Origin of the sequence: Pseudoxanthomonas suwonensis, from assembly GCF_000972865.1 — a bacterium.
Classification (GTDB): Bacteria; Pseudomonadota; Gammaproteobacteria; order Xanthomonadales; family Xanthomonadaceae; genus Pseudoxanthomonas; species Pseudoxanthomonas suwonensis_B.
The window spans coordinates 1,589,270-1,614,384 of record NZ_CP011144.1; the positions used below are offsets into that span (position 1 = coordinate 1,589,270).

Annotated in this window: 20 protein-coding genes; 13 read left to right on the plus strand and 7 right to left on the minus strand. The window is 71.1% G+C overall.

The window, feature by feature from the left end; genetic code table 11:
• The first annotated feature begins 13 nt into the window (after positions 1 to 13).
• The 5 genes from WQ53_RS06685 to WQ53_RS06705 all read left to right on the plus strand — a co-directional run bounded on the left by WQ53_RS06685 (position 14) and on the right by WQ53_RS06705 (position 6,225).
• Entirely contained in the window at positions 14 to 982 is a 969-nt protein-coding gene (locus WQ53_RS06685; RefSeq protein WP_052631346.1) for an RDD family protein, read from the plus strand.
• Between the two features lie 197 nt (positions 983 to 1,179).
• Positions 1,180 to 3,717 (plus strand): DNA topoisomerase I, encoded by a 2,538-nt coding sequence (locus WQ53_RS06690; RefSeq protein ID WP_052631347.1) that lies wholly within the window; start codon positions 1,180 to 1,182, stop codon positions 3,715 to 3,717.
• A 60-nt stretch (positions 3,718 to 3,777) separates the two neighbouring features.
• Entirely contained in the window at positions 3,778 to 4,341 is a 564-nt protein-coding gene (locus tag WQ53_RS06695; protein ID WP_052631348.1) for a Sua5/YciO/YrdC/YwlC family protein, read from the plus strand.
• A gap of 461 nt (positions 4,342 to 4,802) precedes the next feature.
• The gene (locus WQ53_RS06700; RefSeq protein WP_052631349.1) at positions 4,803 to 5,528 is read left to right on the plus strand and encodes a DUF4124 domain-containing protein; all 726 of its coding nucleotides are present in this window, start codon (positions 4,803 to 4,805) and stop codon (positions 5,526 to 5,528) included.
• A 1-nt stretch (position 5,529) separates the two neighbouring features.
• A complete protein-coding gene (locus WQ53_RS06705; protein ID WP_158497818.1) occupies positions 5,530 to 6,225 on the plus strand; it encodes a DUF4124 domain-containing protein in 696 nt (231 codons plus the stop codon).
• 250 nt (positions 6,226 to 6,475) lie between these two features.
• Here the strand turns inward: WQ53_RS06705 and WQ53_RS06710 are convergent, their stop codons facing one another.
• The gene (locus WQ53_RS06710) at positions 6,476 to 7,282 is read right to left on the minus strand and encodes a sulfite exporter TauE/SafE family protein (protein WP_236685917.1); all 807 of its coding nucleotides are present in this window, start codon (positions 7,280 to 7,282) and stop codon (positions 6,476 to 6,478) included.
• Positions 7,283 to 7,497: 215 nt separating this feature from the next.
• On the opposite strand from WQ53_RS06710, the gene WQ53_RS06715 reads away from it, so the two are divergent.
• On the plus strand, positions 7,498 to 9,480 hold the full coding sequence (locus tag WQ53_RS06715; RefSeq protein WP_052631351.1) for a transglycosylase SLT domain-containing protein: 1,983 nt from the start codon (positions 7,498 to 7,500) through the stop codon (positions 9,478 to 9,480).
• 288 nt (positions 9,481 to 9,768) lie between these two features.
• Positions 9,769 to 11,013 carry a multifunctional CCA addition/repair protein gene (locus WQ53_RS06720; RefSeq protein ID WP_052631352.1) on the plus strand — a complete coding sequence of 415 codons (1,245 nt, stop codon included), beginning with the start codon at positions 9,769 to 9,771 and terminating at the stop codon, positions 11,011 to 11,013.
• Between the two features lie 9 nt (positions 11,014 to 11,022).
• On the opposite strand, the gene WQ53_RS06725 is transcribed toward WQ53_RS06720, so the two are convergent.
• Positions 11,023 to 11,337: a hypothetical protein gene (locus tag WQ53_RS06725; protein WP_052631354.1), complete on the minus strand. Its 315-nt coding sequence runs from the start codon at positions 11,335 to 11,337 to the stop codon at positions 11,023 to 11,025.
• Positions 11,338 to 11,731: 394 nt separating this feature from the next.
• Here WQ53_RS06725 and WQ53_RS06730 point away from each other — a divergent pair, with 394 nt between their 5' ends.
• From WQ53_RS06730 to WQ53_RS06745, 4 genes are read left to right on the plus strand one after another with little or no spacing between them, the layout of a single operon-like run.
• The gene (locus tag WQ53_RS06730; RefSeq protein ID WP_052631356.1) at positions 11,732 to 12,157 is read left to right on the plus strand and encodes a YciI family protein; all 426 of its coding nucleotides are present in this window, start codon (positions 11,732 to 11,734) and stop codon (positions 12,155 to 12,157) included.
• Positions 12,158 to 12,186: 29 nt separating this feature from the next.
• Complete coding sequence (locus WQ53_RS06735) at positions 12,187 to 12,621, plus strand: VOC family protein (RefSeq protein ID WP_052631358.1); 435 nt, start codon at positions 12,187 to 12,189, stop codon at positions 12,619 to 12,621.
• A 42-nt stretch (positions 12,622 to 12,663) separates the two neighbouring features.
• Positions 12,664 to 13,074: a VOC family protein gene (locus WQ53_RS06740; protein WP_052631360.1), complete on the plus strand. Its 411-nt coding sequence runs from the start codon at positions 12,664 to 12,666 to the stop codon at positions 13,072 to 13,074.
• A gap of 49 nt (positions 13,075 to 13,123) precedes the next feature.
• Positions 13,124 to 14,398, plus strand: a complete 1,275-nt coding sequence (locus tag WQ53_RS06745; RefSeq protein WP_052631362.1) for an RNA polymerase sigma factor — start codon at positions 13,124 to 13,126, stop codon at positions 14,396 to 14,398.
• A 552-nt stretch (positions 14,399 to 14,950) separates the two neighbouring features.
• Here the strand turns inward: WQ53_RS06745 and WQ53_RS06750 are convergent.
• From WQ53_RS06750 to WQ53_RS06770, 5 genes are read right to left on the minus strand one after another with little or no spacing between them, the layout of a single operon-like run.
• Entirely contained in the window at positions 14,951 to 16,030 is a 1,080-nt protein-coding gene (locus WQ53_RS06750; protein WP_052631364.1) for an acyltransferase family protein, read from the minus strand.
• Positions 16,031 to 16,049: 19 nt separating this feature from the next.
• Positions 16,050 to 17,204: an N-acetylglucosamine-6-phosphate deacetylase gene (gene nagA / locus WQ53_RS06755; protein ID WP_052631366.1), complete on the minus strand. Its 1,155-nt coding sequence runs from the start codon at positions 17,202 to 17,204 to the stop codon at positions 16,050 to 16,052.
• Positions 17,204 to 18,250: an SIS domain-containing protein gene (locus tag WQ53_RS06760; RefSeq protein ID WP_052631368.1), complete on the minus strand. Its 1,047-nt coding sequence runs from the start codon at positions 18,248 to 18,250 to the stop codon at positions 17,204 to 17,206. Before WQ53_RS06760 ends, nagA begins: the two co-directional genes overlap by 1 nt.
• Positions 18,251 to 18,252: 2 nt before the next feature.
• Positions 18,253 to 19,323: a LacI family DNA-binding transcriptional regulator gene (locus WQ53_RS06765; protein WP_052631370.1), complete on the minus strand. Its 1,071-nt coding sequence runs from the start codon at positions 19,321 to 19,323 to the stop codon at positions 18,253 to 18,255.
• Between the two features lie 46 nt (positions 19,324 to 19,369).
• The gene (locus WQ53_RS06770; protein ID WP_052631372.1) at positions 19,370 to 20,656 is read right to left on the minus strand and encodes a sugar MFS transporter; all 1,287 of its coding nucleotides are present in this window, start codon (positions 20,654 to 20,656) and stop codon (positions 19,370 to 19,372) included.
• 453 nt (positions 20,657 to 21,109) lie between these two features.
• Here WQ53_RS06770 and WQ53_RS06775 point away from each other — a divergent pair, with 453 nt between their 5' ends.
• Positions 21,110 to 22,087, plus strand: a complete 978-nt coding sequence (locus tag WQ53_RS06775; protein WP_236685918.1) for a glucokinase — start codon at positions 21,110 to 21,112, stop codon at positions 22,085 to 22,087.
• 139 nt (positions 22,088 to 22,226) lie between these two features.
• Positions 22,227 to 25,049, plus strand: coding sequence for a TonB-dependent receptor (locus WQ53_RS06780; protein WP_052631376.1), 2,823 nt, complete (start codon positions 22,227 to 22,229; stop codon positions 25,047 to 25,049).
• Positions 25,050 to 25,115 lie beyond the last annotated feature (66 nt).

Here is a 25,115-nt window from a genome sequence, read left to right on the forward strand (position 1 = left end):
GAGGGCTCCACGCATGACCGAGTGGTACTACGCCGACCGCCAGCGCCGCCAGATCGGCCCCCAGTCCGCCGACCTCCTGGTCCAGCGTTTCCGCGACGGCGAGATCGACGCGGCGACCCTGGTCTGGCGCGAAGGCCTGCCGACCTGGCAGCCGCTGGGTTCGCTGCGCGCCGAACTGGGCCTGGACGAGGCGCCGGCAACCCTGGACTTCCGGGTCGAGCCGGTCCTGGCCGCCTCCGCGCCGGCCGACCCGGCCGCCGCAGCGGATGCGTACGGCACGGGCGCACCGGCGGCGGCCGCCGCCGGCTACAGCCCCTACGCCGCCCCGGCGGCCCCGCTCGACGTCCATGCCGGAGCGGTCCCGGTCCACGGTGGCGAAGTGGTGCATGCCGGCCTGTGGCGGCGCTTCGCCGCCAGCGTGATAGACAGCGTCGTCACCGCCATCCTCAGCTATGCGCTGCTGGTGCCGCTGATGCTGGTCTTCGGCGTCAGCCTGTCGACCCTGGCCCAGTCCGAACTGGCCGGGGCCGGCGCCAGCGTCACCTTCCTGTTGCTCAACTACGCGATCAGCCTGGGCGTGCCGGCGCTGTACTTCGCCTGGATGCACTCCTCCGGCACCCAGGCCAGCCTGGGCAAGATGGCGGTCGGCGCCAAGGTCGTGCGCGGCAACGGCGATCCGGTGAGCTTCTGGCGCGCCTTCCTGCGCTACGTCGCCTACCTGCTGTTCGTGGTGCTCACCTGCGGCCTCGGCGTGCTGATCTCCGGCCTGATGGTGGCCTTCACCGAGCGCAAGCAGGCCCTGCACGACATGATCTGCGACACCCTGGTGGTGGACAAGTGGGCCTTCACCGACCGCCCGGAATGGCAGGAGCGCGGGCTGGGCACGGTCACCATCGTGATCCTGGTGCTGTTCGGCCTGCTGTTCGCGATCGGCCTGGTGGCGATCGTGGCGATGATCGGGTTGGCCTCGTCGATGAAGTAGCGGCCCGGCCGGGTCACCCTGGGCGGTTCGGCTTGACACGGCCGGCCGCGGCGTGATTCACGTATAAAAAGGACAGCGACCGCGCCCGGGGGACCTCCCCCGGGCGTCGGCTTCTCTGGCGGGGGCGTTCTTCACATGACGCTCACCGCCCGCAACCGGTCCCGGAAGGACCGCCGCCACACCCGAATCCCGCCACCATGCCCAAGCACCTGCTCATCGTCGAATCGCCGGCCAAGGCCAAGACGATCAACAAATACCTCGGCAAGGACTTCACCGTCCTGGCCTCCTATGGGCACGTCCGCGACCTGGTACCGAAGGAGGGCGCAGTCGATCCCGAGCGCGGCTTCGCCATGCGCTACGACCTGATCGACAAGAACGAGAAGCACGTGGAGGCGATCGCCCGCGCGGCCAAGGCCGCCGACGACATCTGGCTGGCGACCGACCCGGACCGCGAGGGCGAGGCGATCAGCTGGCACATCGCCGAGATCCTGAAGGAACGGGGCCTGCTCAAGGACAAGCCGCTGCACCGGGTGGTGTTCACCGAGATCACTCCGCGCGCGATCAAGGAAGCGATGACCCAGCCGCGCCCGATCGCCGGCGACCTGGTCGACGCCCAGCAAGCTCGAAGGGCGCTCGACTACCTGGTCGGCTTCAACCTGTCGCCGGTGCTGTGGCGCAAGGTGCAGCCGGGCCTGTCGGCCGGCCGCGTGCAGTCGCCGGCGCTGCGCATGATCGTCGAGCGCGAGGAGGAGATCGAGGCGTTCGAGACGCGCGAGTACTGGACCATCGCCGCCGAACTTGCGCACGCCTCGCAGCCGTTCGGCGCCAAGCTCGTCAAGCTCGACGGCAAGAAGTTCGAGCAGTTCACCGTCACCGACGGCGAGACGGCCGAGGCCGCCCGCCTGCGCATCCAGCAGGCCGCCGCCGGCGCGCTGCATGTCACCGACGTGGCCAGCAAGGAACGCAAGCGCCGCCCGGCGCCGCCGTTCACCACCTCCACCCTGCAGCAGGAAGCCTCGCGCAAGCTCGGCTTCACCACCCGCAAGACCATGCAGGTGGCGCAGAAGCTGTACGAGGGCGTGACCCTGGGCGAGGAGGGCACGGTCGGCCTGATCAGCTACATGCGTACCGACTCGGTGAGCCTGTCGCAGGAGGCGCTGGCCGAGATCCGCGACGTGATCGCGCGCGACTACGGCACCGCCTCGGTGCCGGACAAGCCCAACGTCTACCAGACCAAGTCCAAGAACGCGCAGGAAGCACACGAGGCGGTCCGCCCGACCTCGGCGCTGCGCACGCCGGCGCAGGTCTCGCGCTTCCTCACCGACGACGAGCGCAAGCTCTACGACCTGGTGTGGAAACGCGCGGTCGCCAGCCAGATGGTGCCGGCCACGCTCAACACCGTGTCGGTCGACCTGGCCGCGGGCAGCGAGCACGCGTTCCGCGCCAGCGGTACCACGATCGTGTTCTCCGGCTTCCTGGCCGTGTACGAGGAAGGCAAGGACAGCAAGGCCGCCGAAGACGAGGACGAGGGCCGCAAGCTGCCGCTGCTCAAGCCTGGCGAGCGCGTGCCGCTGGACCGCATCCACGCCGACCAGCACTTCACCCAGCCGCCGCCGCGCTTCACCGAGGCGGCGCTGGTCAAGGCGCTGGAGGAATACGGCATCGGCCGCCCGTCGACCTACGCCTCGATCATCCAGACCCTGCTGTTCCGCAAGTACGCGGAGATGGAAGGCCGCGCGTTCAAGCCGACCGACGTGGGCCGCGCGGTGAGCAAGTTCCTGTCCGGCCACTTCGCCCGCTACGTGGACTACGACTTCACCGCCAAGCTCGAGGACGAGCTGGACGCGGTCTCCCGCGGCGAGGAGGAGTGGGTGCCGCTGATGGAGAAGTTCTGGGGCCCGTTCAAGGAACTGGTCGAGGACAAGAAGGAATCGCTGGACCGTACCGACGCCGGCAGCTCGCGCTCGCTGGGCACCGATCCCAAGAGCGGCAAGGAGGTCAGCGCGCGCATCGGCCGCTTCGGCCCGATGGTGCAGATCGGCACCGTGGAGGACGAGGAAAAGCCGAAGTTCGCCTCGCTGCAGCCGGGCCAGAGCATCTATTCGATCAGCCTGGAAGACGCGCTGAAGCTGTTCGACATGCCGCGCGTGCTCGGCGAAAGCAACGGCGAGCAGGTCAGCGTCGGGATCGGCCGCTTTGGCCCGTTCGCCAAGCGCGGCGGCACCTATGCCTCGCTGAAGAAGGAGGACGACCCGTTCAAGATCGACCTGGCCCGCGCCGTGTTCCTGGTCGAGGAGAAGGAGGAGATCGCGCGCAACCGGGTGATCAAGGAGTTCCCCGGCAGCGACATCCAGGTGCTCAACGGCCGCTTCGGCCCGTACATCAGCGACGGCAAGCTCAACGGCAAGATCCCCAAGGACCGCGAGCCGGCCTCGCTGACCCTGGCCGAGGTGCAGCAGCTGCTGGCCGACACCGGCAAGCCGGCCCGCCGCGGCTTCGGCGCCAAGACCGCGCAGAAGGGAGCCAAGACGGCCGCCAGGAAGGCCGCGGCCAAGGAACCGGCGCCGGCGAAAACCCCGCAAAAGGGAGCCAAGGCGCCAGCCAGGAAGGCCCCGGCCAAGAAGGCGGCAGCGAAGAAGACGCCGACGAAGAAGGCGGCCGGAAAGACCGCCGCCAAGAAGGCGCCGGCGAAGAAGGTCGCGCGCGCCGCCGCGGACGACGCCCCGCCGTTCTGAGAACGGCGTCACTGCGGCCCTTCATTCCGCGTCGGCGAACCTGCCCCTACCATCGCCCGCATGGCCCGGACCCTCGCCATCGATGAAGCCGTCCCGCTGCTGCTGCGCGGCGGCCTGCTCGCCTACCCGACCGAGGCGGTGTGGGGCCTGGGCTGCGACCCGGACAACGAGGCGGCCGTGCTGCGCCTGCTGGAACTGAAGCAGCGCCCGGTCGAGAAGGGCCTGATCCTGGTCGCCGCGCACCTGGACCCGCTGCGCCGCTGGCTGGACCTGCCGGCGCTGCCACCCGAGCGGCTGGCCACGGTGCTGGCGTCCTGGCCGGGCCCGCACACCTGGGTGATGCCGGCCGCGGCGGACGCGCCGCACTGGGTCACCGGCGGACGCGACAGCATCGCCATCCGCATCAGCGCCCATCCCGTGGTGGCGGCGCTGTGCGAAGGCTTCGGCGGCGCGCTGGTCTCGACCAGCGCCAACCGCGGCGGCGAGCCGCCGGCCTACACCCGCGCCGAACTCGACCCGGTGCTGGACCAGGCCGTGGACGGCATCGTCGCCGGCGAGACCGGCGGCCTGGCCCAGCCCACGCCGATCCGCCTGGCGCTGGACGGCAGCGTGCTGCGCGGCTGAGCGACGCGCGCCAGGGCACGACGCCCCCGGTGCAGGCGATGCCCTCATGATTCCGGCGCCCCGGTCGCCAGCAAGCTGCGCTCCTACAGAACAGCCAACGCAGCCGTTGTAGGAGCCGGGCTTGCCCGCGACGCGACGCCCCCCGGCACAGGCGACGCCCTCATGATTCCGGCACCCGGGTCGCCAGCGGGCTGGGCCCAGGATGCGCCACGGGTCATGAGAAGAGCGCTCCCATGTGAATGGACGCGTCTGCGGCAAGTCCAGGAACGACGACAATCATCCACACCTTCCCTAGGATGGGGGCGACCGCCACGGAAACGGCCATGCCGAAACGCCGTCCATGCGCGTGCCCACCGGCGCCGGCCACCCGTCGATGCGCTGCGCCTGCGAGCGCCGGGTACGCCAGCGCATCGTCGGCCACGTGGTTTGCTTCATCCATTGCAGTGCCGAGGCCCGAGACGATGCGCCGCCATGCCCTGCTCGCCTTGCTGTTGGTCGCCGGACTGTCCGCACGGCCAGCCGCTGCGGACGAACCGGCCAACGTGACCATCTACCGCTGCGTGGACAGCCGCGGCCAGCTGGTGGCGCTGCGCGACTCGCCCTGCCGTGCCGGCGAGCGCCAGGAAACGGTGCAGATGCAGCGCCCGCAGGACCCGCCGCCGCGCGCCGCCTCCACGGTCACGCCCACGCCGCCGCCTGCCACCGCACCGGTCCGCGAGGTGCGGGTGGTGACCGTGCAGGCGCCGCAGCCGGTGTACGAATGCACCGCACCCGATGGCAGCACCTACACCAGCGATACGGGCCAGGGCACCGCGCGCTGGGTGCCGTTGTGGACGGTGGGGTTTCCGGTGTGGCCGTCGCCGCCGCGCCCGGGCCCGCCGCCACGGCCGCCAGTGCCGCCCTCGCCGCGACCGGCAGACGGCGCCGACACGGCCGGGCGCTGGCCGCCGCACCCGGGACCCGGCCCGCGCCCGCTGCCGCCCGGCGTGGTCGTGCCCGCCGGTGGCACCTGGGTCAACGACCCGTGCGTGCGCCTGCTGCAACAGGAAGTGTGCCAGCGCCTGTCCGACCGCCGTTTCGAGATCCTGCGCGTCTACCATGCCGCCATGCCCAGCGGACGCGCCGAACTGGACCGCGAACAGCGCGCGATCGACGCACGCATGGCCACCGACTGCCCCGGATCCTGAGATGGCGCGCCCGACACCATTGCCGTTCCTGCCGTTGCTCCTGTGGTGTTGCCTGGCAGTCGCGCCGGCGGCCGCGCAGGTGACGATCTACCGCTGCACCGACGCCGACGGCAACCTCACCGTGCAGAACCAGCCCTGCCCGGCCGGAACCACCCAGCGCACCCAGCAGATGCAGGGCGTGTCCAACGCGCCGGCGACGATGCCACCGGCATTCCCGGCCACCCCGCCACCAGGCATGCCGGCGCTGCAGAACGGGCAGACCACGCCGCGCGGCGAGTTCGTCACCACCGGCACCGGGCCGGAGCCGCGCATCCTCGACAGCGCCAACCTGCAGCGCGATCCATCGCCGCAGGTGACCGAACCGGATCCCGACCGGCCGCCCCCGCCGCCACTGTTCCGCTGCGTCACCTACGACGACGACAGCTATCTGTCCGAGGAGCAGGAGGTGCCACCGCGCTGCCTGCCGCTGCGCACGGTCGGCCTGGACGGCAATCCCGCCGGCGGCGCCGGCCGCGCCTGCGAGGTGGTGCGCGACCGCTGCTCGCGCGTGCCCGACGGCGCCGCCTGCGATGCCTGGCGCCGCTACGCGCGCGAAGCCGAATCGCGCTGGCGCTTCGCCCACCCGGACAACGCCGAGCGCCGCCGCAGCGAATACGAACGGCTGGCGGAGATCGTCAGCGGGAGTTGCGGCGGCTGAGCGGCTTGCGCGCAACACCGGGTATGCACAGGCGACGCCTTCGTGATCCAGACGCCCGTGTCGCCGACTGAAGTCAGCTCCTACAGAAGAGCGGCCGCGGCGCAGCTGTTGTAGGAGCCGGGTTCAGCCGGCGACACGACGCCGTCGGCACAAGCGACGCCCTCGTGATTCGGACGCTCGTGTCGCCAGCAAGCCCGGCTCCTACAGGGCAACCGGCGCGCTCCCAGCCGGACCAGCGTGCCATGCCGTACTACCCCGACCACGGCACGCTCACGCCCACCAGCAGCAGGAACAGCGCGAACACCTTGCGCAGCGCCTCGCCGCTGAGCCGGTGCGCCAGCCGCGTGCCCCACGGCGCGGCCAGGATCGAGGCCAGCGCCACACCGATCGCCGCCGGCAGGTACACGTAGCCGATCCCGTGCGCCGGCAGCGCGCCGGCCGGCGCGTGCAGCGCATAGCCCAGCGCGCTGGAAATGCCGATCGCCACGCCGCAGGCGCTCGAAGTACCCACCGCGCGCACCGGCCTGATCCCGCGCCACACCAGCAGCGGCACGGTCATGCTGCCGCCGCCGATGCCGACCACCGCCGACAGCGCGCCGATGCCGCCGCCGGCCACGCTCATCGGCCAGCCGCGTGGCGGCGCCACCTCACTGCCGTCGGCCGGTGCCCGGGTGCGGCCGAAGCCGATCTGCCAGGCCGCGACCAGGCAGTAACCGGCGACGGTCCAGCGCAGCACCGCGTCGTCCAGCGCGACCGCCACCCCGCTGCCGAGCCAGCCGCCCAGCAGCAGGCCCGGCACCATCCACGCCACCGTCGGCCACAGCACGCTGCCACGCTTGGCATGCGCGCGCGCCGAGGACGCGGCGGTCAGCACGATGCTGGCCAGCGAGCTGGCCAGCGCCGCGTGCATCGCCGCCTCCTGCGGCACGCCGAACAGCGGCAGCAACCAGGCCAGCGCGGCGACCAGGACCAGGCCGCCGCCGATGCCGAGCAGGCCGGCGAGGATGCCGGCGACGACGCCGAGCAGCGGGAACAGCAGGAACATCAGTGGCGACAAGGCGGCGGCTCCATCAGGGCGCCGGCCGTGGCCTCGCGGCCGCACGGCCGCATGGGAAGGGTGCTTGCCCGTTGTCCCGGCGAAAGCCGGGACCCAGTGTCTTTGCCTTCGAAGGCTTGAAGGCGCTGGGTCCCGGCTTTCGCCGGGACGACGGGGCGTTGTCCGAACCTTCCCGAGGTCACGGCCGTTCAGGCGCGTTGGGTATATTCGACCGCATGTCGCGTCCGTCCACCATCCCGCCGTTGCGCCGCCTGCACCGCTCGATGCTGGCGCTGCTGCTGGTCCTGCCGGTCCTGGCCTCCGCGCAGGCGGTGGACAGCGGCCAGGCCAACGACGCGGCGATGCAGGCAGCGATCGCCGCGGCAAGGGCCGGCCGGCTCGCACCCGGCCAGGCCGAGGCGCTGCGCAACGACCCGCGCTGGCCATGGCTGGAGTTCGCCCGCCTCTCGCGCGACCTGGACAGCGCCGGCGCCGCCCAGGTCCGCGACTTCCTGCAACGCCACGACGGCCAGGCCGCGGCCCATGCGCTGCGGCCGCTGTGGCTGGCCTCGCTGTCGCGGCGCCAGCAGTGGAACGACTTCCTCGCCGACTGGCGCCCCAGCGACGACCCGGCGCTGCGCTGCGCGCGGCTCAACGCACTGCAGGCGCTCGGCCGCGCCGACGCGGCCTGGAACGGCGAGGCGCAGGCGCTGTGGCGCAGCGGCAAGTCGCTGCCCGACGCCTGCGACGCGACCTTCGCCACCCTGGCCGCGCGCGGCGGCCTGGATGACGCGCTGCGCTGGGAACGCGTCGACCTGGCGGTGGCCGAGGGCGAACCGGGGGTGATGCGCAGCGCAGCGCGTGGGCTGCCCGCCGACCAGCTGGCGCTGGCCCAGGACTACGCCGCCTTCGTGCAGGCGCCGCACGCGCGCGCCGCTCAGTGGCCGCGCGACGCGCGCAGCCGCCGGGTCGTCGCCGCCGGCCTGGCGAAGCTGGCCCGCAACGACCCCGATGGCGCCGAGCGCCAGCTGGCGCAGCTGGCCCCGCTGCTGGGCATGGACGAGTCCGAGCGCGGCAAGGTCCAGTACCAGGTCGCGCTGTGGACGGTGGCCTCGTACCTGCCCGAGTCGGCGCGGCGCTTGGCCGCGGTGCCCGACGCCGCCTACGACGAGCGCCTGCACGAGTGGCGCGCGCGCGAGGCGATGGCGCGCAGCGACTGGAAGGCCGCGCTGGACGCGATCCGCAGGATGCCGGCGGCGCAGCGCGAGGACGCGCGCTGGCGCTGGTTCGAGGGTCGCATGCTGGAGAAGACCGGGCGCGACGCCGAGGCACAGGCGCTGTTCCGTACCGCCGCCACTTCGCCGACCTTCCACGGCTTCCTCGCCGCCGACCGGCTGAAGCTGCCCTACGCGCTGTGCCCATGGGAGCCGGCCGACCCGCCGGCGCTGCGCGCCGAAGTGGCGCGCGACCCGGCGCTGGTGCGCGCGCTGGCGCTGTACCGGATCGACCAGCCGGGCTGGGCGGTGCGCGAATGGAACGACGCATTGACCCGTTTCGACGATCCCCGCCGCCGCACCGCGGTGGCGCTGGCGCAGGAACAGGGCTGGTTCGACCGCGCGGTGTTCTCGCTGGGCAAGGTGGCGGACGAACAGCGCCTGTACAAGCTGCGCTTCCCGCTGCACCACGACGCCGACATCCGCGCCGCGGCCAAGCGCCACGACCTCGACCCGGCCTGGATCGCCGCCGAGATCCGCGCCGAGAGCGTGTTCAACCCGCGCGCGCGCTCCCCGGCCAACGCCCGCGGGCTGATGCAGCTGCTGCCCGGCACCGCCGCGGCGGTGGCCAAGCGTACCGGCCTGCCCTATGCCGGCGCCGAGAGCCTGTACGACTCCTCCACCAACATCGCGCTGGGCAGCGCCTACCTGCGCGAGATGGAAGACAAGTACGGCCAGACCTACCAGGCGGTCGCCGCCTACAACGCCGGGCCGACGCCGACCGGGCGCTGGTTGTCGCAGCGCCCGGCGCACGAACCGGACCTGTGGATCGAGACGATCAGCTACAAGGAGACCCGCGACTACGTCGCCCGGGTGATGGCCTTCAGCGCGATCTACGACTGGCTGCTCAACGGCGACGCGCTGCCGGTGAGCGAGCGCCTGCTCGGCCGCACCGAGGGCGCGCGCAAGCGCTTCACCTGCCCGGCCCCGCCGCCGGCCACCTGATGTGCTTCTGCAGGAGCCGGGTTCGGCCGGCGACACGGGCGTCGGGATCGCGAGGGAGTCGCCTGTGCCGATGGCGTCGGGTCGCCGGCCGAACCCGGCTCCTACAACAGCCGCCACGCAGCCGCCCTTCTGTAGGAGCTGACTTCAGTCGGCGACACGGGCGTCGGGACCACGGGGAAGTCGCTTGTGCCGACGGCGTCACGTCGCGGGCAAGCCCGGCCCCTGCAACAAGCGCCGCGTCACGCGAGCGCGACAACGTGCGGGATGCCGCACGGTACGATGCGCCGCATGGAGACCTACCTCGTCGGCGGCGCAGTCCGCGATGAACTGCTCGGCCTGCCGCCCGGCGACCGCGACTGGGTCGTGGTCGGCGCCACGCCGCAGCGGATGCTCGACGCGGGCTTCAAGGCGGTGGGCCGCGACTTCCCCGTGTTCCTGCACCCGGATACCGGCGAGGAACACGCGCTGGCGCGCACCGAGCGCAAGAGCAGCCGCGGCCACCGCGGCTTCGTGGTCGACGCCGACCCGTCGGTGACGCTGGAGGAGGACCTGCAGCGTCGCGACTTCACCATCAACGCCATCGCCCGCGACGCGCACGGCAACCTGGTCGACCCCTACGGCGGCGTGGACGACATCGAGCGGCGCATCCTGCGCCACGTCGGCCCGGCCTTCGCCGAGGACCCGCTGCGGGTGCTGCGCGCCGGCCGCTTCATGGCCCGCTTTGCGCCTCTTGGCTTCAGCGTCGCGCCGGAAACGATGGCGCTGATGCGGCAGATGACGGCCAGCGGCGAGCTGGACACGCTGGTGCCCGAACGCGTCTGGCAGGAACTGCGCAAGGCCCTGGCCGCGCCACGGCCGTCGGCGTTCCTGGCCACCCTGCACGCCTGCGGCGCGCTGGCCGCGATCCTGCCCGAGGTCGACGCGCTGTACGGCGTGCCGCAACGGGCCGAATACCACCCCGAAGTCGACACCGGCGTGCACCAGCAACTGGTGTCCGACATGGCCGCGCGGCTGGCGCCCGGCGACGACCTGATCGGCTTCGCCGCGCTGACCCACGACCTCGGCAAGGCGCTCACGCCCGAACACGTGCTGCCGAAACACATCGGCCACGAGGGCGCCGGGCTGAAGCCGCTGGCGGCGCTGTGCGAGCGGCTCAAGATCCCGTTCGAACACCGCCGCCTGGCCGAGGCGGTGTGCCGCGAGCACCTCAACGTGCACCGCCTGGCCGAGCTGCGCGACGCCACCGTGCACGAGCTGCTGGAACGCTGCGACGCCTTCCGCCGGCCCGAGCGCGTTGCCCGCATCGCTGTCACCTGCGAGGCCGACAAGCGCGGCCGCCTGGGCAACGAGGACGCCGACTATCCGCAGGGTCCGGAACTGCGCCGGCTGCACGCCGCCGCACTGGCGGTGAACGCACGCGACCTGGCCATCGGCGAGGAACTCAGTGGGCCGCAGGTCGGCGAAGCGCTGCGCAAGGCGCGCATCGCCGCCATCGGCGGAGCGCGCACGCTGCGCGCCGGCGAGCGCGACTGACCGGAACGCCTATCCGGCGTCGCCGGCGACGAAGCTGCCGTTAACGAAGATCCGCGCCTTCACCTGCAACAGCGCCACCAGGTGCACCTCGACCAGGTCGCTGGACGGATCGCCCTGGACCACGCGCGCCGACAGCCAGCGCCGCCAGGTCGGTGCGAACAGGCCATGGTTGCGGTCGCGGCAGTCGCCATCGATGTACAGGCGGGTCCCACCGGTCCACGTGTTGACGACGCGGACCTCGTGGCCGTGCACGTTGGCGATCCATTCCTTCTGCGGCATCGGCATTCCCTTGTCGTCGGCGGCATCAGGCACGTCCTGCGCCATGGCAAGGATGGTTGCGCAGCCAGGATCGGGGGTCAAGGAAGCCATGTGGGCTAGCGGACCGGACGGGATCGCCGTCCGCGAGACAAATGCCGCCCCAGGCCAGGGATACCACGAAGGCGAATCCACGCTTGCTCATGTTCCTGCCCTGCGCGACGACCGGGAACCGTCCTCGGGGGCGTCCCTTGCCGGCAGACCTGGACCGATGATCGCCTGTTCCTGGCGCCTGCATCACCGCCCCGTCAGGCGGCAGAGATCTTCGGCCCGAGCGCGCGCGTTCGGCCACGACATCCGCTGAACGTCGCCCGGCCCATCGTGTCGATCCACGCTCCGGTCGCCCGTCGTACTGGCAAGGACCGCCCACCCAGGGCGCCGGTCGCCCACGAGGAGAACGAAGATGCGCGTCATGGTGATGGTCAAGGCCTCGCCCAGCTCCGAGGCCGGCGCGATGCCGAGCGAACAGTTGCTGGCCGACATGGGCCGCTTCAACGAGGAACTGGTCAAGGCCGGGGTGATGCTGGCCGGCGAAGGGCTGCACCCGAGCGCCAGCGGCGTGCGGGTGCGCTTCTCAGGCAGGCAGCGCAGCGTGGTCGACGGCCCGTTCGCCGAGACCAAGGAACTGGTCGCCGGCTTCTGGCTGTGGCAGGTGCGCTCGATGGAGGAAGCCATCGAGTGGGCCAAGCGCTGCCCGAACCCGATGCCGGAGGACAGCGAGATCGAGATCCGGCCGGTGTTCGAGGCCGAGGATTTCGGCGCCGAATTCACCCCCGAGCTGCGCGAGCAGGAACGCCGCCTGCGCGAGGAAATCGCCGCGCGCGGCTGACCGGTCACTGCCATCCAAGAGGAACGCACATGCCACTGAACACCTACCTCAGTTTCGACGGCGACTGCCGCCAGGCGCTGGAGTCCTATGCCGCGCTGCTCGGCGGCAAGGCCATGGCGATGATGACCTTCGGCGAGATGCCGCCGTCGGAGGAGTGCCCGGAACCGCCGGCGGCGGTGAAGGAGCGGATCATGCACGGTTGCATCGACATCGGCGGCCACCTGCTGATGGGCACCGACGCCACCCCGGACCACCCGTACGCAGGCATCACCGGGTCGTACATCTCCTTCCAGACCGGCGACACCGCCGAAGCCGAACGCGTGTTCGCCGCGCTGGCCGACGGCGCGAAGCGGATCGAGATGCCGTTGCAGCCGACCTTCTGGGCCAAGCGCTACGGCAGCCTGGTCGACCGCCACGGGGTGCCGTGGATGGTGAACTGCTCCGATCCCTGCCCCGAGGACTGAGCGGGCCTGCCCGCCCCTCTCCGCCACGCACTGGAACCTCCCATGGCCAAGCAGATCTTCGTCAACCTCCCGGTGAAGGACCTCGACCGCTCGGTCGCGTTCTTCACCGCGCTGGGCTTCAGCTTCAATCCGCAGTTCACCGACGACAACGCCACCTGCATGATCGTCGGCGAGAACATCTTCGTGATGCTGCTGGTCGAGCCGTTCTTCCAGACCTTCACCACCAAGTCCGTCAGCGACGCCAGCCGGCAGACCGAAGTGCTGCTGGCAATTTCGCTGGACAGCCGCGAGGCGGTCGACGAGCTGGTCGCCAAGGCGGTGGCCGCCGGCGCCACCGTCACCCAGCCGGCGCGCGACTACGGCTTCATGTACCAGCAGAGCGTCGCCGACCTCGATGGACACCAGTGGGAGCCGTTCTTCATGGATCCCGACGCGGTGCCGTCGCAGGCATGACGGCCATCGGACTTGCCGCCTGCGCGTGGCGGTGGTGTGATCGCCGCGCATGAGCCAGCCCCCCGCCCGCAGGGACATCCATCGCACCATCGACGCGGTCTGGCGGATGGAGTCGGCGCGCGTCATCGCCGGCCTGGTCCGCATCGTCCGCGATGTCGGCCTGGCCGAGGAACTGGCCCAGGACGCGCTGGTCGCCGCGCTGGAGAAGTGGCCGGAGACCGGCGTGCCCGACAACCCGGGGGCGTGGCTGATGACCACCGCGCGCAACCGCGCCATCGATCGGCTGCGCCACCTCAAGCTGCGCGAGCAGAAGCACGTGCAGGTCGCCTACGAGCTGGAGCAGCTGCAGGAGGAGGCGGAGCGGCGCGACGACCACCTGCTCGACGACCCGGTCGGCGACGACCTGCTGCGGCTGATGTTCATCGCCTGCCATCCGGTGCTGCCGCCGGAATCGCGGGTGGCGCTGACCCTGCGCCTGCTCGGCGGCCTGGAGACCGGCGAGATCGCGCGCGCGTTCCTGGCCAGCGAGCCGACCGTGGCCCAGCGCATCGTACGCGCCAAGCGGACTTTGGCCGAGGCCAACGTGCCGTTCGAGATCCCGCGCCGCGAGGAACTGCCCGAGCGGCTGTCGGCGGTGCTCGGGGTGGTCTACCTGGTGTTCAACGAGGGCTACGCGGCCAGCAGCGGCGACGACTGGGTGCGCCCGGCGCTGTGCGAGGAGGCGCTGCGCCTGGGCCGGGTGCTGGCCGGGCTGATGCCGCAGGAAGCGGAGGTGCACGGGCTGGTGGCGCTGATGGAGATCCAGGCCTCGCGCCTGCACGCGCGCACCGGTCCGGACGGCGAACCGGTGCTGCTGCTGGACCAGGATCGTTCGCGCTGGGACCGGCTGCTGATCGGCCGTGGCCTGGCCGCGCTGGAGCGCGCGCAGCGGCTGGGGGGCGCGCTGGGGCCCTACGCCCTGCAGGCCGCCATCGCCGCCTGCCACGCGCGCGCGGTGACCGCCGGCGACACCGACTGGGTACGCATCGTCGCCCTGTACGACGCGCTGGCGCAGCTGTCGCCCTCGCCGGTGGTCGAGCTCAACCGTGCGGTGGCGGTGTCGATGGCGTTCGGTCCTGAAGCGGCGCTGGAGCGCGTGGACGCATTGCGCGGGGAACCGAAACTGGCCGGCTACCACCTGCTGCCCAGTGTGCGCGGCGACCTGCTGTTCAAGCTGGGCCGCCGGGCCGAGGCGCAGACGGAGTTCGAACGCGCCGCGGCGATGACCGGCAACGCGCGCGAACGCAAGCTGCTGCTGGACCGTGCCGCGCAGTGCGTGGCGTGAATCGTTCGCACAGGCCGGCGATCGGCCCGATCGTGCCATCCAGGTAGCCGGCACAGCGTCCTGCGGGAAGCCGACTTGCGGGCGATACGGGCGTCGGGATCATGACAGCGTTGCCTGTGCCGACGGCGTCGGGTCGCCGGCTGAACCCGGCTCCTACAACAGCCGCGGCGCGGCCGCCCTCTGTAGGAGCTGACTTCAGTCGGCGACACGGGCGTCGGGATCGCGAGGGCGTCGCCTGTGCCAACGGCTCCGGGCCGGCGGCACGCCGGCGCCTACAGCTTGGCCACACCGCTGGCCGCCAGCGCCACCCAGCATCACCGCCACCACCGCGCTGGCGTTCGCTTCCAGCCAGGTCCGCACGTGCATGAGCGCATCCACGGCGCGTTCCCGGAAGACGAGGAACGCCAGCCACGGCAAGGCGACGCTGGGGCGCCATCCCCCTTTCTGCAGAAGTCGGCTTCAGCGATCGACCCGGGCGCCGGAACGCGGTGGCCAGCCAGTCCCGCGTGCCGCCAGCCATGCCCGCCTTCCACAAGACCTGGCCGGGCGAGGTCAAATCCGGATATGCCAGCCGCGCCGGTCCATCCAGCGCACCACCGCCCACCAGAACCCGACGAAGGCCAGCGCGAACGCCAGCGACGGCAGGTAGGGACCGAAGCGCGGCGTCATCCAGCCGGCGAAGGCGACCTGGTAGAGCCAGCCCCACCAGCCCAGCGCGGCGAACAGGTAGACCATCACCGCCGAACCGGCGTAGGCGGCGATCGCGTTGACCCCGAAGCTGCGCCCCAGCGCCGGCCAGCCGCGGCGGTCGACCAGCACGTGCGCGGCGGCCAGCGCCAGCAGCGCCCAGCCGCCGGTCCACAGCACGTAGGACGAGGTCCACAGGTGCTTGTTCCAAGGCAGCCACTGCGACCACAGCAGGCCCAGCAACAGTGCGGCCACGCCCGCGATCCACAGCGCACGCAGTTCTCCGCGGCGCAGCCAGTCGCCGGCGCGCAGGCCCAGCAGCGTGGTGGCCAGAGCGCCAAGCGTGCTGGGCAGGCCTTCCGGATCGTGGCCACGGCCGGTGGTGGGGTCGTACTGGTACAGCCATGGTCCGAGCAGCGCGGTGTCGACGCGGCTGGCGAGGTTGTCCCACGGCGCCAGGCTGCCGCTCCACGCCAGCAACGCCCACCAGCCCAGCAGCAGCGCGCCCAGCAGTGCCCATTGCGCGCGCGGCCGCAGCCACAGCGCCACCGCGCCGGCGGCCAGGAAGCACAGGCCGATCCGCTGCAGCACGCCCCATGGGCGGAAGTGCGGCATCTCCAGCCACCACCACGCCAGCAGGTGCAGCAGCAGCCCGAGCCCGACGATGCGCAGCGCGCGCACCGCCACCACGCGCATCAGCGCGCCGCGGTCGGCGCCGGCTTCCGCGCGCGGTACCACGCCCAGCGCGATCGACACGCCGACGATGAACAGGAAGAACGGGAAGACCAGGTCGGTCGGCGTGCAGCCGTGCCAGTCGGCGTGCAGCAGCGGCGGATAGACGTGGCCCCAGTCGCCGGGGTTGTTGACCAGCAGCATCGCGGCTACGGTCAGGCCGCGCAGCGCGTCGACCGAGGCGAAGCGCGGGGCCTTGGCCGCGGCCGTCATGCGCCGCGCGCCGCTGCGGTCACGCCACGTCCTCGCGCGCGCCGGCGATCCAGGTCGAACGCACCTGCAGCGCCTCGTCCAGCAGCACCAGGTCGGCCTGGTACCCGGGAGCGATCCGGCCCAGCCGGTTGCCCAGGCCGAGGAATTCGGCCGGATAGGTCGCGGCCATCCGCGCCGCCTCCTCCAGCGGCAGGCCGAGCAGGTCCACGCAGTTGCGCACCGCGGTGGCCATGTCCAGCGCCGAGCCGGCCAGTGCGCCGGCGGCGTTGCGGACCACGCCGTCCACCGCGGTGATCACCTCGCCGTACAGCGCGAACGCCGGATCGTCCGAGCCGACCATCGGCATCGCGTCGGTGACCAGGAACAGCTTGCCGCGCGGCTTGGCCGCCAGCGCCACGCGCAGGCTTCCCGGATGCACGTGCACGCCGTCGACGATGATCCCGCACCAGCTGCCGCGGTCCTCCAGCGCGGCGCCGACCGCGCCCGGCTCGCGCCCCTGCAGCGGCGACATCGCGTTGAACAGGTGGGTGAAGCCGCGCAGGCCCGCGTCCAGCCCCGCGCGGATCTCCTCGTAGCTGCCCGCGGTATGGCCGGCGACCACGATCGCGCCGCGCGCGACCATCGCCCGGATCGTCTCCAGCGGCACCTGCTCCGGCGCCAGGGTGATCAGGGTGACGCCGTTGTCCAGCGAGGTCGCCATCGCCGCCTCGGCCGCATCGGGCACGCGGAACTTGGCGGCGTCGTGGGTGCCCTTGCGCGCCGGCGCGATGTACGGGCCTTCCAGGTGCACGCCGAGCACGCCCGGCACGCCGGCGGTGATCGCCGCGCGGGTGGCGGCCACCGCGCGCGCCATCACCTCGGCGTCGTCGCTGATCAGGGTCGGCAGGAAGCCGGTGGTGCCGGACTTCCGGTGCGCGCGGCCGATCGCGGCGATCGCCTCGACCCGGGTGTCGTTGTTGAACAGCACGCCGCCGCCGCCGTTGACCTGGGCGTCGATGAAGCCCGGCAGCAGCCAGCCGCCGCCCAGGTCGTGCACCTGTCCGGCCTGCATCCGCGCCTGACCCGCCGGTACCAGCGCGGCGATGCCGCCGGCGTCGTCGAGCAGCACCGCCAGGTCGTCGCGGAACCCGTCGTCCACCAGCACACGGGCGTTGACCAGCACGCGCGCAACCATCACACCGTCTCCGTGACCTTGTTCAGATGCGGGGGCAGGTCCGGGTTGTGGCCGCGGCGCAGGGCCAGCGCGTTGATCGCGCGATAGAAGCTCTGGATGGTCAACAGCGGCGCCAGCGCCGCGTGCGACGCGGGGACCAGTGGCAGCTCGCCGTTGCCGGCCGCGGTCCAGACCTGCGCGCCGCGCGCGCGGAATTCCTCGCCCAGGGCCACGGTGCCGGCGCCGGTTTCGTCCGGCTGGGCGAACACCAGCACCGGGAAGCCGGCGCCGACCAGCGCCATCGGCCCGTGCTTGACCTCGGCCGAACTGTAGGCCTCGGCGTGCAGGCCGCAGGTCTCCTTGAACTTCAGCGCCGCCTCCTGCGCCGCGCCCAGGCCCAGGCCGCGGCCGAGCACGAACAGGTTGCGCGCCTCGGCCAGGCCGTCGGCGAGCGGCGACCAGTCCTGCTGCCAGGCCGCGCGCAGCGACTGCGGCAGCGTGTCCAGCGCGGCCAGCAGCGCCGGATCGTCCTTCCAGTGCGCGACCAGCTGGACGATGGCGGCCAGCGAGGCCAGGTAACTCTTGGTCGCCGCCACGCTCTTCTCCGGGCCGGCGCCCAGCGCGATCACCGTGTCGGCCAACCGCGCCAGCGGCGAGTCCTCGACGTTGACCAGCGCCACCACGCGGGCGCCGGCGGCCTTGGCGGCCTCGGCATTGCGCAGCAGGTCCGGGCTCTTGCCGGACTGGGAGATGGCGATGAACAGCGCGCCCTCCAGCCGCAGCGGCGCTTCGTAGACCGAGCCGATCGAGGGCGACAGCGAGGCCGTCACTATTCCCAGCTGGGTCTCGATCAGGTACTTGGCATAGGTGGCGGCGTGGTCGGAACTGCCGCGCGCGCAGGTGGCCACGAACGGCGGCGGCGCCGCGCGCAGTTGCGCGGCCAGCGCGGCGACAGTGTCGCGGTTGCGGGCGAACTGGGCGGCCACCACGTCGGCGGTCTGCGCCGCTTCCTGGAACATCAATGTTTCTGTTTCTGCGGGAAATCCGGCAGGCAGCGCGAGCGGCATGTTCATGCTTCGGAGGAAGTGGGAGGACGCGGGCGCGACTGCAGCGGCGCCGGCGCGGTGGAGCCGCGCACCACCAGCTGCGGCACGAAGCCCTGGTTGGTCACGGCCAGCGGATGGTCGTCGTAGGCGTCCTGGCGCAGGCCGCCGATCAGCAGCCGCGCGGCGTGGCGGGCGATGTCCTCGGTGGCCTGCTTGGCGGTGGTCAGCGCCGGCCAGGACTGGCGCGAGAACGGGCTGTCCTCGAACCCGGCGATCGACAGGTCGTAGGGCACGTTGAGCCCGACCGACTTGGCCGCGGCCAGCACGCCGGCGGCGATCTCGTCGTTGGAGCCGAAGATCGCCGTGGGCGGCTCGCGCAAGGCCAGCAAGCGGCGCGCGCCGCGGAAGCCGTCGTCGAAGGTGTAGTCGCCGGGCACCACCAGGTGCTTGTCGAGCGTAATGCCGTAGTCCTTCAGCGCCGCCTCGTAGCCGGCGTAGCGCTCGCCGGAGGAGCGGTGCTGGGCGCCGCCCCAGAGGAAACCGATGCGCTGGTGCCCGAGCTGGATCAGGTGCTCGGTGACCTCGTAGGCGGCGTCACGGTCGTCGATGTAGACGCAGGGGCCGTCGCCCGGGTCCTCGGTGGCGGCAATGATCCGCACCACGCGGATCCCGCGTGCGACCAGCGCGGCCACCAGGTCGGTGCGCTCGGACATCGGCGCGGTCAGCACCAGCCCGGCCAGACGCGAGCGCTGCACGAACTCGGCCAGTTCCTCGGCCAGCAGTGGCGAGGTCGAGTCGCAGGGCTGGATCTGCAGGCCGAAGCCGGTCTCGCGGCAGGCGGCCAGCACGCCGTTCTGCACGCCGATGATGTGGTACGGGTTGGGGTTGTCGTAGACCAGCCCGATCACGAACGGGGTGCCGCTGCGCAGGTTGCGCGCGGTGGCGTCCGGTTCGTAGTCCAGCTCGGCGATGGCCGCCAGCACGCGCGAACGCGTGGCCTGCATCACCGAGGGCTCGTTGTTGATCACCCGCGACACCGTCTTGAGCGAGACTTTCGCCCGCTCGGCGACGTCCTTGATGGTCGGCCTGCGCATGCCTTCAGTTGCCCTGGGAGTCTGTCCGCCGTCCATGATGCGGCAATTACCGCCCGGCCGGCAGCCCGGCGCGGTGGCCGCGCAGGGCGTAGTAGAGGATGTACAGATAGCAGGGCACCATCAGCGCGGCGAACACCCACTGGAAGTCGTAGTACTGCTTCAGCACCGCGAACGCCTGCGGGATGATCGCGCCGCCTGCAATACCCATCACCAGCAGCGCCGAGCCCATCTGGGTGAAGCTGCCCAGGCCGCGGATCGCCAGCGGGAAGATCGCCGGCCACATCATCGCGTTGGCGAAGCCCAGCGCGGCGACGAAGCCCACCGACACGTAGCCCTCGGTCAGCAGCGCGCCCAGCGAGAACAACACGCCCAGCACCGCCGACACGCTCAGCCAGCGCTCCTGGGAGACGAAGCGCGGGATCAGCGCCAGGCCGACCAAGTAGCCCAGCAGCATCGCCGCCAGGGTGAAGGAGGTGAAGAACTTGGTCTGGTCCAGCGGCAGGCCGAAGGCGTGGCCGTAGGTGCCGATCGCGTCGCCGGCCATCACCTCCACGCCCACGTACACGAACAGGCACAGCACGCCCAGCCACAGGTGCGGGAACTGGAAAATGCTGCGGCGGTCGCCGCCGCCGGCGCCGGCCGGGATGGCGTTGGCCTCCTCGGCGCGCACTTCCGGCAGCGGCGAGAACAGGATGGCGACCGCGGCCAGCAGCAGCAGGGTGGACATCACCAGGTAGAAGCCGCGGATGCTGCCGGCGAAGTCCGACAGCAGCGCGTCGCGGGTGGCGGCATCGGCGGCGGCCGCTTCCGCGGCCAGGTCGCCGACGCCGTGCAGCACCAGCGTGCCCAGCAGCAGCGGCGCGAGGATGCCGGCGACCTTGTTGCAGATGCCCATTAGCGCGATGCGCCGCGCCGCGCTCTCGATCGGGCCGAGGATCGAGATGTACGGGTTGACCGAGGTCTGCAGCAGGGCCATGCCGCCGCCGAGCACGAACAGGCTGGCCAGCGCGCCGCCGAAGATGCGCCAGGTGGCGAACTGGCCGAACGCCAGCGCGCCCACCGCCATCACCACCAGGCTCAGCGCCAGGCCCTTCTTCATGCCGGTGCGGCGCAGGATCCACGAGGCCGGCAGGGCGAGGAAGAAGTACGACAGGTAGAACACCATCAGCACCAGGAATGCCGAGATCTCACTGACGTCGAAGGCCAGCTGCACGAACGTGATCAGCGGACCGTTGAGCCAGGTGAAGAAACCCAGGATGAAGAACAGGCCGCCAACGATCGCGATGGACGTGGCCAGGCCGGCGCGCGCGGGCGCGGTGGTGGTTGCGGACATGGACTGCGGTGCCTCCCCGGGCGGATGGACGGTCGCTCTCTTGGCGCCGGTCACGGCGCAGGACTCGAGCGGGAACAACGTTGTCACATTCTTTCCGCCGCCGGGCCCGGCTTGTCAACCGTGGCGGGCCGCTTCCCGGCACTTCTGCTGCTGCCATGCAACATGGATCGAGGCCTGCACTGGAAGATGAATACGCTGTATGTGCCTGATTAGGCACCATGAATGTGCGTAATCCGGGATGACAGCGCTGACGAAGCCACGCTTTTGGTGCGAGCGGACAGGCGCACAGGAATTTTTGTCACAATGTGTTGACATCGTTGTCAGACCACTTCCACACTCCGCCGCATCCGGTGCCGCCGATCAGGGAAATCCGGCGCACGCCAGCTACGGGGAGTCCGCGTGTCAGCAGCCGCAAATGCCACACCTCTGCCGGGCCGACTGTCGCAGCCGTTCGTGGCGGCCGACGTCGGCGGCACCCATGTCCGCATCGGCCTGGTCCAGGCCGGCATCGATGCCGGCGCACCGCTGCAGGTGCTGGCGTACAGCAAGTTCCGCTGCGCCGACTACGCCAGCCTGGCCGACATCCTCAGGGAGTTCATCGCCGGTCTTGCCGATGCCCGTGGCGCGGCGGCGCGGGTGGCGGTGATCGCCAGCGCCGGCTACCCGCTGGCCGACGGCACCGTGATCACCGCCAACCTGCCCTGGCGGCTGTCGCCGGCCGAGATCCGCGACAGCCTGGGCCTGGACGCGGTGCACCTGGTCAACGATTTCGAGGCCGTGGCCCATGCGGTCGCCCACTTGGGCGGCAGCGAGGTGCTGCAGCTGGCCGGTCCGGAGCGCATCGCGCCCGGCCCGATCCTGGTACTGGGCCCGGGCACCGGCCTGGGCGCCGCGGTGTGGATCCCCACCGGCAGCGGCCCGGTGGTGCTGGCCACCGAGGCCGGGCAGGCCGCGCTGTCGGTCGGCACCGAACTGGAGATGGCGCTGCTGCGGCAGATGCTCGAGCAGCGCAGCCACGTCCCGGTCGAGCACGCGCTGTCCGGGCCAGGCCTGATCAACCTCTACAACGCACTGTGCGCCGTACGTGGCGTCGCGCCCGTCTTCGCCAGGCCCGGCGACGTCACCGCCGCGGCGCTGGACGGCAGCGACGCGCTGGCGCGCGAAAGCCTGGAAGCGTTCTGCGGCCTGCTCGGCAGCACGGTCGGCGACATGGCGCTGCTGTACGGCGTGCAGGGCGTCTACCTGGCCGGCGGGATCCTGCCGCACATCCGCGAGTTCCTCGTCCGCAGCGATTTCGTCGCCCGGTTCCTCAACAAGGGACCGATGCGCGAGGCGCTGGAGCGGGTGTCGGTGCGCCTGGTCGAACACGGACAGCTGGGTGTGGTCGGCGCCGCCAGCTGGTACCTGGGTTCCGGTTTTACGGGGAAGTGAGCAGCACGGCGTCAGGAAGAGCCAGGCTTTTATGAAGCGAGGGTAGTGCGTACGGGACGTTCCACGCCGTGGCACATGAAGCAGTCGTCGCCGGAGGCGGATCTCCGGTGGAACTCAAAACAATGATGGGAGAGACATCATGAAGCACCGCAAGTCAGTCCTTTCCGCCGCCATCGTGACCTGCCTGGGATTCGCCGTGCAGGCCAATGCGCAGGAAGCCGCCGCGCCGGTTGCCCAGACCCAACAGCAGCAGGCGACCGAGCTGGACGGCGTCACCGTCATCGGCATCCGCGGCAGCCTGCAGCGCGCACTGGAGACCAAGCGCAACGCCGATGCGATCATCGACGCGGTCACCGCCGAGGACGTGGGCAAGTTCCCGGCCAGCAACGTGGCCGAGGCGATCCGCATCATCCCCGGCGTGACCATCGACCAGGCCTTCGGCCAGGGCGAGAAGGTCTCGATCCTCGGCACCGACCCGGCACTCAACCGCACCCTGCTCAACGGCCAGACCATCGCCTCGGCCGACTGGTACATCGCCGACCAGCCGGGCCGCACCTTCAACTACTCGCTGCTGGCGCCGCAGATCGTCGGCAAGGTCGAGGTCTACAAGTCGCCCGAGGCGCACATCGACGAAGGCTCGATCGGCGGCACGGTCATCGTCAGCACCCGCAAGCCGCTGGACCTGGACAGCAAGTACACCGTCTCCGGCCAGATCAGCTACATGTACAACGACCGCATCGAGAGCGGCGACCCGCAAGCATCGGTGCTGTTCGGCTGGAAGAACGACGCCGACAACTTCGGCGTGATCATCGCCGCCCAGCGCGCCAACGAAAGCATCCGCCGCGACGGCATCGAGTCCTACGGCACCGTGACCGGCCACAACTACGCGTACGGCCAGGGCGGCGGCGGCTCGATCTACAACCGGCCGACCGACTGGTCGGTGCCGGCGAACCCGGACGGCAGCCAGCCCACGCTCCCGCCCTCCTGCGCCGGCGCCTGCGCGACCACCCTGCTCGCCAACCTGGACGCGGTCGGCCCGAACTCCGTCAGCGCGCATTACTTCGAGCAGAAGCGCGACCGCGACACGCTGTCGGTGGCGCTGCAGTTCAAGCCCGTCGAGCAGCTGGACATCGAGTTCAACGCACTCGACGTCAAGGCCGGCTTCGACAACATCAGCCACTCGATGTTCGCCTTCAACGGCAATCCCTGGAACAGCCTGATGCGGCTGACCGACCTGACCGTCGAGGGCGGCGTCATCACCAAGGCCAGCTTCGACAACGCACTGGTCGTGTACGACCTGATCAACCGCCAGGCCACGGTCGACACCGAGTCCTACGACCTGAAGGCGACCTGGAGCGACGAACGCTGGTTCGCCTCGGCCCATGCCGGCAGTTCCAAGGCCACCGGCGGCACCGGCCGCCAGGTCTTCGGCGAGTTCCTGAACTGGTCCGACTACAGCTACGACATCAGCGGCAACCGCGGCCTGACCTTCGAGGGCACCAACCCGTTCCTGGATCCGGGCGCCTTCCGGATCGACGGCGGCTACGCCAGCCCGTGGCACACCGATCCGCCGGGCCCGGACAACTGGGCCGCGGGCTGGGGCGGCAACATCGTCACCAAGCCCACCCGCGACGAAGAGAAGTACGGCCAGGTCGACTTCGGCGTCGAGTTCGACGCGCCGATCTACCAGGTCCGCTTCGGCGCCAAGCGCCGCGAGCACGAGACCGGCCAGTCGATGGCCGGCGTGGCGCTGGCCGCCATCCAGGGCTACGGCGACGCCACCGCCTCCCAGTTCTCGCCGCGTCCGCTTCCGGGCAACTACCTGAGCGGGTTCAGCGGCACCGGCGACCTGTCCGAGCGCTTCACCATCGACGGCTGGGCGCTGGCCGACTGGATCCTCAGCGGCGAGTGGCTGGCGCCGTGGCAGACCATGCCCGAGCCGGGCACCTTCAACGACCGCTCCTTCGCCCAGAACACCTGGACCGTGACCGAGGACATCAGCGCCGCCTACGTCCAGGCCGACTACAGCTGGAACGGCTTCCGCGGCAACGTCGGCTTCCGCTACGTCCAGACCGAGTCCGACAGCATCGGCTGGCAGTGCTTGGGCACCTCCTGCGCGGCCCCGGCAGACTGGGAGCAGACCAGCGTCAAGAAGAAGTACAGCAACTTCCTGCCCAACCTCAACGTGGCCTACGACCTGGGCGACGACGTGGTGCTCCGCGGCTCGCTGGCCAAGGTGATCGCGCGGCCGAACTACGGCGACATGTCCAACTTCCTGTGGCTCGGCCCGCAGACCCTGACCGGCGGCGGCGGCAACCCGGACCTGGACCCGTACGAATCCACCAACCTGGACTTCTCGGCCGAGTGGTACTTCAACGAGAACTCGATCCTGGCCGGCTCGGTGTTCTACCGCGACGTGGACAACTACATCCTGTACACCACGCGCGAGGAGACCCACTTCAACCAGTCGACCAACACGGACACGGTCTTCACCATCTCCCGTCCCGACAATGCCGGCACCGCCTCGGTCAAGGGCTTCTCCGCGGCGTTCCAGCAGACCTTCGACAATGGCCTGGGCCTGATCGCCAACTACACCTACGCCAACGGCGAGGCCGACAACGGCGATCCGCTGCCGTACAGCTCCAAGAACCAGGTCAACGTCAGCCCGTTCTACGAGAACGACCGCTGGAGCGCGCGGGTGACCTACGCCTGGCGTTCGAAGTACTACACCCAGGTCGACCGCGGCAACTACCTGGTCACCGACGACTACGACTCGCTGGACGCCAGCGTCGGCTTCCGCGTCAACCAGTTCCTGAGCATCAACCTGGACGGCATGAACCTGCTCGACTCCAACTACTACACCTACGCGGAGGTCAAGGGGATCGCCAACACCGAGAAGCTGGTCCGCGGCGACTACCGCACCGGCCGCCGCGTGATGCTCTCGCTGCGCGCGCAGTTCTGACGCAGGCGACATGGCGGCAGCGCAGGCTGTCCGTTGCGGGACGGGCCTGGAGCGATCCAGGCCCGT

Bases quoted from the DNA above. Each gene is read 5' to 3' on its own strand.
- WQ53_RS06685 (WP_052631346.1), top strand. From the start codon at position 14: ATGACCGAGTGGTACTACGCCGACCGCCAGCGCCGCCAGATCGGCCCC.
- WQ53_RS06690 (WP_052631347.1), top strand. From the start codon at position 1,180: ATGCCCAAGCACCTGCTCATCGTCGAATCGCCGGCCAAGGCCAAGACG.
- WQ53_RS06695 (WP_052631348.1), top strand. From the start codon at position 3,778: ATGGCCCGGACCCTCGCCATCGATGAAGCCGTCCCGCTGCTGCTGCGC.
- WQ53_RS06700 (WP_052631349.1), top strand. From the start codon at position 4,803: ATGCGCCGCCATGCCCTGCTCGCCTTGCTGTTGGTCGCCGGACTGTCC.
- WQ53_RS06705 (WP_158497818.1), top strand. From the start codon at position 5,530: ATGGCGCGCCCGACACCATTGCCGTTCCTGCCGTTGCTCCTGTGGTGT.
- WQ53_RS06715 (WP_052631351.1), top strand. From the start codon at position 7,498: ATGTCGCGTCCGTCCACCATCCCGCCGTTGCGCCGCCTGCACCGCTCG.
- WQ53_RS06720 (WP_052631352.1), top strand. From the start codon at position 9,769: ATGGAGACCTACCTCGTCGGCGGCGCAGTCCGCGATGAACTGCTCGGC.
- WQ53_RS06725 (WP_052631354.1), bottom strand. From the start codon at position 11,337: ATGGCGCAGGACGTGCCTGATGCCGCCGACGACAAGGGAATGCCGATG.
- WQ53_RS06730 (WP_052631356.1), top strand. From the start codon at position 11,732: ATGCGCGTCATGGTGATGGTCAAGGCCTCGCCCAGCTCCGAGGCCGGC.
- WQ53_RS06735 (WP_052631358.1), top strand. From the start codon at position 12,187: ATGCCACTGAACACCTACCTCAGTTTCGACGGCGACTGCCGCCAGGCG.
- WQ53_RS06740 (WP_052631360.1), top strand. From the start codon at position 12,664: ATGGCCAAGCAGATCTTCGTCAACCTCCCGGTGAAGGACCTCGACCGC.
- WQ53_RS06745 (WP_052631362.1), top strand. From the start codon at position 13,124: ATGAGCCAGCCCCCCGCCCGCAGGGACATCCATCGCACCATCGACGCG.
- WQ53_RS06750 (WP_052631364.1), bottom strand. From the start codon at position 16,030: ATGACGGCCGCGGCCAAGGCCCCGCGCTTCGCCTCGGTCGACGCGCTG.
- nagA (WP_052631366.1), bottom strand. From the start codon at position 17,204: ATGGTTGCGCGCGTGCTGGTCAACGCCCGTGTGCTGGTGGACGACGGG.
- WQ53_RS06760 (WP_052631368.1), bottom strand. From the start codon at position 18,250: ATGCCGCTCGCGCTGCCTGCCGGATTTCCCGCAGAAACAGAAACATTG.
- WQ53_RS06765 (WP_052631370.1), bottom strand. From the start codon at position 19,323: ATGCGCAGGCCGACCATCAAGGACGTCGCCGAGCGGGCGAAAGTCTCG.
- WQ53_RS06770 (WP_052631372.1), bottom strand. From the start codon at position 20,656: ATGTCCGCAACCACCACCGCGCCCGCGCGCGCCGGCCTGGCCACGTCC.
- WQ53_RS06780 (WP_052631376.1), top strand. From the start codon at position 22,227: ATGAAGCACCGCAAGTCAGTCCTTTCCGCCGCCATCGTGACCTGCCTG.